This is a genomic window from Paenibacillus sp. oral taxon 786 str. D14 (assembly GCF_000159955.1).
GTDB classification, from domain to species: Bacteria; Bacillota; Bacilli; order Paenibacillales; family Paenibacillaceae; genus Fontibacillus; species Fontibacillus phoenicis.
The window spans coordinates 138,271-147,601 of record NZ_GG695979.1 but is presented as its reverse complement, the minus strand read 5'-3'; the positions used below and the strand labels follow the sequence as shown (position 1 = coordinate 147,601).

Sequence of the window (9,331 nt, the reverse complement as noted above, 5' to 3'; positions counted from 1 at the left end):
CACGCGACCGCCGTCCTCCTTGAGTTCCTCGGGGATTTCATCGAGGAACCGGGACGGCGGATTCGCCGTCGTGCGGCCGAACAGCGTGCGCATCTGCGCGCACGAGAGGTACAGCTTCTCCTCGGCCCGGGTGATGCCCACGTACGCCAAGCGGCGCTCTTCCTCCAGTTCCTCGTTATCGAGGAACGCCCGGCTATGCGGGAAGACGCCTTCCTCCATGCCGATGATGAACACGACGGGGAACTCCAGGCCCTTCGCACTGTGCATCGTCATCAGCACAACCGCGTCGTCGTTTGGTTTCTCCGCGTCACTGTTATCGTTCATGCTGTCGATATCGGCGATCAGCGCCAGATCCGTCAGGAAGGAAACCAGTGACTTGTCTTCATTATTGTTCTCGAATTCCATCGTAACGGAGAGAAACTCGTCGATGTTCTCCAGCCGCGAGCGTGCTTCGAGCGTATTTTCATTTTGCAGCTCCAGCCGGTATTGGGTGACTTCCAGCAGCTTTTCCGTCAACTCCGTAACAGACAAATACGGGACCATCTGATGCAACCCATGAATCATGTCAAAAAACTCAACCAACGCATTCCGCGTCCGCCCGGCAATCCCCAGATCGTCCACAACCTCAAGCACGCGGTAGATCGACGTCCCTCGCTGCGCTGCAGCATCTGCCAGCTTGGCCACGGTCGTATCGCCGATGCCCCGTTTGGGCACGTTGATGATCCGCGTCAAGCTGATATCATCATCCGGGTTGGACAGCACGCGCAGGTAGGCGAGCAAGTCCTTGATCTCTTTGCGGTCATAGAACTTGATACCGCCCACGATCTGGTACGGGATATCCGATTTGATCAGAATTTCCTCGATGACCCGGGACTGCGCGTTGGTCCGGTACAAAATCGCATGATCGCGGTAGTTCCGCCCGCTTTTGACGCTATTATGAATTTCCGTTGTAACAAAATACCCCTCATCATGCTCCGAATTCGCGCGGTAAACCTTGATTTTGTCACCGTCGCCCTTATCGGTCCACAGCTTCTTCGGCTTGCGTCCGGTGTTATGTCCAATGACTTCGTTGGCCGCGTTCAGAATCGTCGACGTGGAACGGTAGTTCTGCTCCAGCAGAATCGTCTTGGCCTCAGGATAATCCTTCTCGAAATTCAGGATATTGCTGATATCCGCCCCGCGCCAACGATAGATCGACTGGTCGCTGTCGCCAACGACGCAGATGCGGTGATGCTTGTCCGCGAGCATCCGGCACAGCATATACTGTGCACGGTTCGTATCCTGGTATTCGTCAACGTGGATGTATTGGAATTTTTTCTGATAAAAATCGAGCACATCCGGCGCTGCTTTAAACAATTCGATGGTCTTCATAATCAGGTCGTCGAAGTCCAGGGAGTTGTTTTGGCGCAGCTGTCTCTGGTATTGGGCATAAATCTTCGCCACGATGCCTTCAAAATAATCGCCGATCTTCTGCTCATACTGCTGCGGCGTGATCAATTCGTTCTTCGCTGTGCTGATGGCCGCTTGAACCGCCTTCGGCTCAAATTTCTTCGTGTCGATGTTCTGTTCTTTCATGCAGTTGCGAATGACCGACAGCTGATCCGTGGAATCCAGGATGGAGAAGTTGGAGGTGAACCCGATCCGCTCAATATCCCGCCGCAAAATGCGTACGCACATCGAGTGAAACGTAGACACCCAAATGTCCCGTCCCTCCGGACCGCCTACTAATCGAGATACCCGATCCTGCATTTCACGGGCGGCTTTGTTCGTAAACGTAATCGCAAGAATCGCCCACGGCGGAGCTTTGCGCGTTGCGATCAGGTAGGCGATGCGGTGCGTTAGCACGCGCGTCTTGCCGCTGCCTGCGCCGGCCATAATCAGAAGCGGCCCTTCGGTCGCCTCAACGGCTTGTCTTTGCTGCGGATTCAGGCGGCTTACCGCCTCTTGTATGTTCACAGGTTGCATCAAACTTGCTCCTTCCATAGAAACATCTTCTTATCGTCATTGTGCACCTTTATTTCTTAGCGGTATCCTTCACCGCCGCTACCGTTTCCAGCGCCCGCTCCAGGTTATCGTACACCGCGTTGCCTACAACCACCGTATCGCTCACAGCAGCTGCGCAGCGCGCAATTTCGGCATCCACGATCCCGCCGCCATAAAATAGACAGGCTTGATCTAAGGTTCGCCGTACGTCCGCTACCAACTCAAAATCTCCGGTCTGCCCGCTGTATTCCAAATAGACAATCGGAAGCTGAAGCAAACGATCAGCCACTTGGGCATATGACCGGGCTGACGCCGGCTCCAACAGGGCTTGCGCCTCCGTTACCTTAGCGACCGTTGCCTCCGGATTGAGCACGAGATACCCCTCCGGCACGAGCAGTTCCCAAGGGATCAGGTATCCGTACTGCTCGATCGCCTTGGCATGCTGCCCGATGATCCAATCTTGATGTCCTGCGTTCAGTACGATCGGAATCATATAGAGATCAAATCCCGGCACCACCGCCTCAAGATCGGAGATCTCCAACACGCAAGGAACCTCAAAACGGCGTACGCGAGACAGCAGGTCCACCGTATTCTCATAGGTCACCCCGCTCGATCCGCCGATCATCACGGCGTCTGTCCCTGACAGACACACCGCTTCCAGTGACCGATCGTCCAGCTGACGGTCGGGATCCAGCTTAAACACATGCCGCCAGCCAGCTATCATCTGCTTCAATTTCCATTCCTCCAACGACAAATTCAGCAGAAGGACCGCGAAAAACGGGGCATTTCGCTCCGCCCCGCTCTCTCATCCATCTGATATATGACTACTGTTCATGACTAGATTTCCAGTTCTGTTTCTAGTCTATGTTACCGGGGGTACCCTGTCAATGTTCGCGTCAGATGCGAACACAAAAACGCCGCAGTTCTTGCGGCTCTATGATGTTCCTTATAACCTTTTTGGCGCCTCTTTGCGCGATTATCCCTTTCGTTCAGACGGGTGAGGTCTAGCTGGCGTGATCATAGAGGAGATCTTGTAGATGAGGCTGACTGGAGAGCGGATCACTTCCTCACTCCCTGATGCAAAGGGATAATCTTGAGAAGAGAGCGGACAACCTACAACCTATGAGTCCCCCTTCAAGATGCGGTTTTTACCAGGCAAACCCGTCTAACAAGGACAGCATTCCCGTGTTTTTCGCCAAATCCGCCTCCGTCAAAAAGTCGGTGTAGAAGCCGTAAGCCCCCATCCTTTTGAACTTGGCGATGGTCTTCAGGTCGTTGATCGTATGGATGTAAGAGGGCACGCCAATCCGGTTGAGCTCCTGGATCAACTGCGCGTTCGCCCGCGTATCCGACATGGTGACGGCTGCGAGATGCTTGTCCGCTGCAAAAGCCACCACTTCATCGTCTGTATCATGTGTTTGGTATAACGTAAAAATCACCGAGTCAAACGGATAGATCGATTGGACAGGCTCCAACATCTCCCGGTTGTAGATTTGCGGCACCACGCGCTTCAGGAGCTCTGGGTCCTTCGCCTTGGCCTCATCGACGATCTGGGTGAAGATCTGCTGGATTTCGTCCGGGCTAGACTGCTTTGTGTCGGTGACGATATACACATCCGGGTACTGCTCCATCAACTCCAGCACATCGTCCCAATCCAACGGCTCGTACACACCTTGAATTTTCGCCGCCTTAAACTCGGCGTAGCTCAGAACCGCACCTTGTCGATCCGCTGCCAACTCGTCCTCCTGCCCTAATTGCCGGGTGAAGCTCTCTCCCCACTCATGACGCGCCACGAGTCTGCCTTCACTGCTGAGCAGCAAATCGACTTCAAACACGCGGAAGCCTTGATCATAGTTTACGAGAAAGGCGTCATAAGTGTTCGTATACGTCAGACCTTCGATCCCGCCCATAGCGTGCGCTACCATACGATGGGCTCGAAAGCCATCTTCCTCCGACTTTGGCGTCTCCGGCAGCCAGCTTAGCGCCAGCAGCACGATGCCCAAGATCAGCAGGAGGTTGTAGAAAAGTTTATTTTTCATGAGTATATGATCCTATTCTACTTGGAGGTGTTCGACCTAAAAAATGTCGTTTATTGTCAATGGTCATTATAGCATATCTCACAACGTCATAGAGTTCCGGTAGATTCAGGAATACGGTTGACGAATGCGCACATTTTCTTTATGGTCTTTCTATGCCAAACCCCTATGGAGGACATTATGGAGAGAAAGACAAAACTGGAAGAGATTGAAGCGCTTCGCGGGATCGCCTTCTTAGCGGTCGTGCTGCAGCACGCCATTGCCGGCTTGTTTGTTCAACCCGACATGTCGCCGTTATCCGTCAGCTTGGGGACAACCTTTCTGGGATTGATTCGGTTCGCTGTACCGCTCTTTGTGTTTATCACCGGCGTGGTGTTGTTTTATAATTACGACCGATCCTTTCAATATGGACGTTTCTTAAAAAGAAGAGGGCAGCAGGTCGTCCTTCCCTATCTGTTTTGGACGGTCTTCTACTATATATGGGTGAGTCTTCGCAGCGGAGATGCCGTTTTCAGCCATTGGAAGGACCTTCTTCATGTGCTGGAGCTGGCTCTGACGGGAAAAGCCTCGTATCACTTGTGGTTTATGGTCATGATTATCCCGTTTTATCTGCTGTTTCCCGTGTTCCGCCTGTTTCTGTCCGGTAAGCGGCCGGCTCCGATGAACCTGGCTGTAACTTTAGCGTTCCTGGCAGCCAACTTGTTCTTGCTGGAGGCGCTGGCGAAGGGCGTTTTTCAATCGGATCAACCTATCTTGAACACCCTCTATCGCTTCTTGGACCGAAACTTTCTGTTCTGGACGTTTTATTTCGTACTAGGCGGATGGGTCGGCTTGTACTATGAACGTTGGAAAAAAGCCGTACGCTCCCTCTGGGGCATCAGCCTTGCGCTTACTGTACTTTTCTTGATCTATATAGGAACCAAAATAGCCGCCATCAACCAAGGCGCGGCAGCTGGCGACTACCTGGCTAGTGCCAACGTTACAGGGCCGCTTAAGCCGCTGATGCTGTTGGCCACGCTCGCGATGCTTCCGTTTCTTTTTTATGCGGTACAGCGTCTACTTACCCGGCCCACCAAGGCGGGGCTAACGTTAAGCCTCATCGGTAACTACTCCTTTGGCGCCTATCTGGTGCATGCCTTTATTCTGCGATATACGAACCTGCTGGCCTTAAATTATCTCGGCGGCCTTGGCGTATACGCCCAGACTCTCATCTCCTTTATCCTGTGCGCCTGCGTCAGCGTAGGCTTGTGCATCGGTTACCGAAAAATGAGAGATCGTTGGCGGAAGGTGTATGTTGGTGCGGATCGAGGAATGGCAGGGTGAGGAGTTGGAAATAAAAACGGCCTCTTCGAAATGAAGAGACCGTTTTTTGTGCCAGGGATAGCCCCGTTAGTATGCGTTTTTATTGACGAAACCATTTACGACGGTTTTTAGTACGATTTTGATATCCAATAAGATTGACCAGTTCTCAATATAGAAAATATCGTATTTAATCCGCTCCTCGATCGATGTGTCCCCGCGAAGCCCATGGGTTTGCGCCCAACCGGTGATGCCCGGCCGGACATGGTGCTTCACCATGTATTTCGGGATTTCCTCCTTAAACTGATCCACATAATAAGGCCGTTCCGGACGTGGTCCCACCACACTCATATGCCCGGCCAGTACATTAAAAAACTGCGGCAGCTCATCAAGGCTCGTCTTCCGAATAAAGGCTCCGAACTTGGTACGACGCGGATCGTTTTGGGTCGTCCATCCCGTGTCCTCAACCCCTTCGGGCAATACCCGCATGGAACGGAACTTGTACATTTGGAACGTCCGTCGATTCAGCCCTACCCGCTCCTGCTTAAAGATGATCGGGCCTTTGAATGTCAGCTTCACGCCAATCGCAACAATCAACATAATTGGCGAGGTGATGATGATCGCCAGCAGCGAAAAGACGATATCAAATATCCGCTTGGCGACCCGGTTCCCGGCCAAATCCAGCGGAATATCTCTAACGTTAATCATCGGCATTCCCGCAAAGTTGTCAAAGTAAGGCCGGGCCGGCAAATAATCAAAGAAGTCCGGGATAATTAACGTTCTTACGCCGGCTTTTTCACATATGGATATAATTCGAGCATATCGGTGATGCGCCTCCAGCGGGAGCGCCAGAACCACTTCGTCAATCAACTTCTGTTCCAGGATACGCTCCAACTCATCGATCCTTCCGAGGATCGGTTTATAGCGAGCTGCCTCGCCTCTCTCCCAAACTTTCTGATCATCTAGAAATCCGACGATCTCATAGCCAAGTTCAGGATATTGCCGCAAATTATCATGGAAGCGTTGGCCCAATGATCCGGCTCCAAGAATCAAGACAAACTGTTTATTGTAGCCCTTCTTCCGCAGCTGCTTTAGGGCATTTTTCAAGAAATACCGATAGAACATGATCAGGAGCAAATTGAACGTCATGTATATCGCCAAATAGTGACGGGAGATGTCCACTTGCCGGAAGAAGAACATCAAGCTCAGCAGAAGGAACAAGCTAGCAACATGAACCTGCAAGATCTTCCAGGCTTCATCGGCGAAGCGCTTTTTGCGTTTCGGGGTGTACAAGGAAATTAAGATACCCACTACCACCGCAATCGCACCATAGACGACGCTCCAGAAAGCATAAATTTCCACAGGAAGCGGCTGCTCGTACTGAATCCAACCGCTTTCGAACTTCACCCACCAAGCAAGCAGAAAGGAGATTTGGATGAAAACAAAATCCGTCAGCATATATAATTGAGTTAAGAACCGTTGGTTCTTACGGATCATGATCTCACCTCCACTTTGACTTCCGCCGACTCCGGCTGGTTTGCGCCCGATGGAGTTCTCGTGCCTACCGGGAGTAATCTATTTTTAGCAAGAGATAAGAGGAACTTTAATGAAATACCACAGTAAACGGCTGCATTCGTTACCCAAGAATAGTTGCGAAGATAATGCTTCCTATGAAAAACCCACATCGCGCGGTGAAATTCATAGATGATCTTGAAAGGCTTACGCCGGCTGCTAGCTCCCTTATAGTGAACAATGTATGTAGCAGGATGATAATGTATCCCCCAACCCGCTTGCTTGATGCGATAGCACCAATCCACATCTTCTCCGTACATAAAAAAGGTTTCGTCCAAACCGCCAACCTGACGAATCGTCTCCTGTCTCACCAGCATAAAGGCGCCAACAAGGCAGTCGACCGAATACGTCTCGTTCGGATCCATATACCCGAGCTGATACTGGTTAAACCGCGGATTGTCCGGGAAGAGCTTCGAGAATCCGAAAGCATAGTAAAAAGACGCGGAGGGCGTAGGAAAGCCCCTTCTGCACGCTTTATCCAGCGAACCGTCCGGCAGGATGACTTTGCACCCTGATGCCCCGAGCTCTGGGTGTTCATCCATATAGGAAACCATAATCTGAAACGTATCGGGCTGCACTACGGTGTCTGAATTCAAGAGGAGAACATAGCGTCCCTGCGCGATCGCCATCCCTTGATTGTTCGCTTTGGCAAATCCCGTGTTCTCCTGATTCGCGATCAGCACCACTTCCGGATACTCGGCTCGAATTGCCTCCACGGAACCATCCCTCGAAGCATTGTCCACCACAATGACTTCATACGAATAGACCGTCTCGGAGTCGTATACCGACCGCAGACAGTCCAACGTCAGCTGGCGCGTATTATAATTGACGATCAATATACTTAAATCCATGATTTGTGCGCTCCGAATCTACAAATAAAGTAATCTATCGACATTATAGCACATCATGGCGTTTATTTTGATTTTCTGCGCTGTATCTCCCGTCGTTTCTCCCTCAATTCTGGCAATTTATCAAAAAAGTCCTTCCAGGCCCCAAGGACCTTAGGTTCTCTTAATAGCATATACCCATTACTCGCCAGTTCGTAGGCAAGTAGCTTCGGCAGATGTTGAATCCAACGATATCCCGATAGATTCTTATAAATCATTTTATATCGGTTGATGTAAGAATATTGGCGAATGAACAAAGGCTGCGTATGACGGCTCCCCTTCTTCCAACCTCTCTCATGGGTCGCTACGGCCTCCGCGCAATAATAGGCTTTCCAGCCAAGCAAATTTGCCCGCCAAGCTACATCAACATCCTCTTTGTAAGCAAAAAAATCCGCATCAAAAAACTCGCCATCAATCGATAGCTCATCGATCATCGCGCGTCTGTACATGGCCGCAGCACCGGATACGCCAAATACTTCACCGGATTCTCTCCATTGACTTGCCGATCCCCCCGCCCCACGGTCAAATGCACGCCATATCCCGTTCATTACTATACCGGTACTGTCCACGACATCCGGGGACGACTTTAGGATAAGCAACCCCGTGGCACTGCCCACCTCTGGACGTTGCTCCATGATCCCCACAAGACGCTCGACATATTCGGTTCCAAGCTGTACGTCCGGATTCAACACCAGCACATAATCGCTTTGGGTCATGCAGATCCCCTGATTGTGGGCTGGAGCGAATCCGGTGTTTGTTGGATTTACAACCAAGTGTATGTTGTTCACATGTGTTTGTTCAATGTAGGCTCGTACCCGCTCTACCGTCTCGTCTTTGGACGCATTATCGATAACGATAATTTCCTGGATCGGATAGGTTTGCAGGCGAACGCCATCCAGGCACTCCGCGATATCATTGGCGCTATTGTAGGTGACGATCTGAATGGTGACAGATGGATTCATGGGGTGAGGTTCCTTTGCTATGGTTTATAAAAATTATATCAAAGCATATTTGGAACATATACTTTAGTTTGCAATTAGTCAACTTTTAACCGACTATTATCCTGTAGAGCATTTATGGTGGTTTGATTTATACCAACCTGATTCCGGGTTACTTTCATCGTCTTGGAATGAGACTCTGGGAATAATCGATATGACCTACTGGTTTTGGAGTGTAGTCTACTCTATAACATGGTGAGTGAAACTTAATTCTTACGTAAAGAGAGGAATTTGTCTTGATCGTGAGCGCCGGGGACTTTTGGCGATGAGGGTGTAGTGTGGTATTATAATTTCGTAATATTCATAATGATAAGAAAGTCCTATTATAGCGAATTCTTGTACGTTAGCTATTGATCAGTAAGTGGTATCTACCTCAAATATTAATAAACGAGGCATAATCAATAAAAATCCACCTATTCCTTGGATTACCTCTATTGTAGAGTAAATCGAGTTAGCCCCTTTTTTTACTGCAGGGTTCGTACAAATATAACAGCACAGTATAAAACTTGTGAGGTTTATGAATTAAATACATTAAGACAGGGGAATTAATATGATG

Annotated in this window: 7 protein-coding genes; 1 reads left to right on the top strand and 6 read right to left on the bottom strand. The window is 50.3% G+C overall.

The window, feature by feature from the left end; genetic code table 11:
- The 3 genes from pcrA to POTG_RS13720 all read right to left on the bottom strand — a co-directional run.
- Nucleotides 1–1,965 (bottom strand): DNA helicase PcrA (gene pcrA, locus POTG_RS13730; RefSeq protein WP_083791507.1); only part of this gene is annotated, 1,965 nt, incomplete at its 3' end.
- 49 nt (nt 1,966–2,014) lie between these two features.
- A complete protein-coding gene (locus POTG_RS13725; RefSeq protein ID WP_009225430.1) occupies nt 2,015–2,716 on the bottom strand; it encodes a heptaprenylglyceryl phosphate synthase in 702 nt (233 codons plus the stop codon).
- 415 nt (nt 2,717–3,131) lie between these two features.
- Entirely contained in the window at nt 3,132–4,022 is an 891-nt protein-coding gene (locus POTG_RS13720; RefSeq protein WP_009225429.1) for a phosphatidylinositol-specific phospholipase C/glycerophosphodiester phosphodiesterase family protein, read from the bottom strand.
- Nucleotides 4,023–4,199: 177 nt separating this feature from the next.
- On the opposite strand from POTG_RS13720, the gene POTG_RS13715 reads away from it, so the two are divergent.
- The gene (locus tag POTG_RS13715) at nt 4,200–5,342 is read left to right on the top strand and encodes an acyltransferase (RefSeq protein WP_157273448.1); all 1,143 of its coding nucleotides are present in this window, start codon (nt 4,200–4,202) and stop codon (nt 5,340–5,342) included.
- A 66-nt stretch (nt 5,343–5,408) separates the two neighbouring features.
- On the opposite strand, the gene POTG_RS13710 is transcribed toward POTG_RS13715, so the two are convergent.
- The 3 genes from POTG_RS13710 to POTG_RS13700 form a co-directional block, all read right to left on the bottom strand.
- On the bottom strand, nt 5,409–6,815 hold the full coding sequence (locus tag POTG_RS13710) for an undecaprenyl-phosphate glucose phosphotransferase (protein WP_009225427.1): 1,407 nt from the start codon (nt 6,813–6,815) through the stop codon (nt 5,409–5,411).
- On the bottom strand, nt 6,812–7,741 hold the full coding sequence (locus POTG_RS13705) for a glycosyltransferase family 2 protein (RefSeq protein WP_009225426.1): 930 nt from the start codon (nt 7,739–7,741) through the stop codon (nt 6,812–6,814). Before POTG_RS13705 ends, POTG_RS13710 begins: the two co-directional genes overlap by 4 nt.
- A gap of 62 nt (nt 7,742–7,803) precedes the next feature.
- Complete coding sequence (locus tag POTG_RS13700; protein WP_009225425.1) at nt 7,804–8,739, bottom strand: glycosyltransferase family 2 protein; 936 nt, start codon at nt 8,737–8,739, stop codon at nt 7,804–7,806.
- Between the last annotated feature and the right edge of the window lie 592 nt (nt 8,740–9,331).

Coding starts and splice junctions, on each gene's coding strand:
- POTG_RS13710 (WP_009225427.1), bottom strand. CDS start 6,815: ATGATCCGTAAGAACCAACGGTTCTTAACTCAATTATATATGCTGACG.
- POTG_RS13720 (WP_009225429.1), bottom strand. CDS start 4,022: ATGAAAAATAAACTTTTCTACAACCTCCTGCTGATCTTGGGCATCGTG.
- POTG_RS13705 (WP_009225426.1), bottom strand. CDS start 7,741: ATGGATTTAAGTATATTGATCGTCAATTATAATACGCGCCAGCTGACG.
- POTG_RS13700 (WP_009225425.1), bottom strand. CDS start 8,739: ATGAATCCATCTGTCACCATTCAGATCGTCACCTACAATAGCGCCAAT.
- POTG_RS13715 (WP_157273448.1), top strand. CDS start 4,200: ATGGAGAGAAAGACAAAACTGGAAGAGATTGAAGCGCTTCGCGGGATC.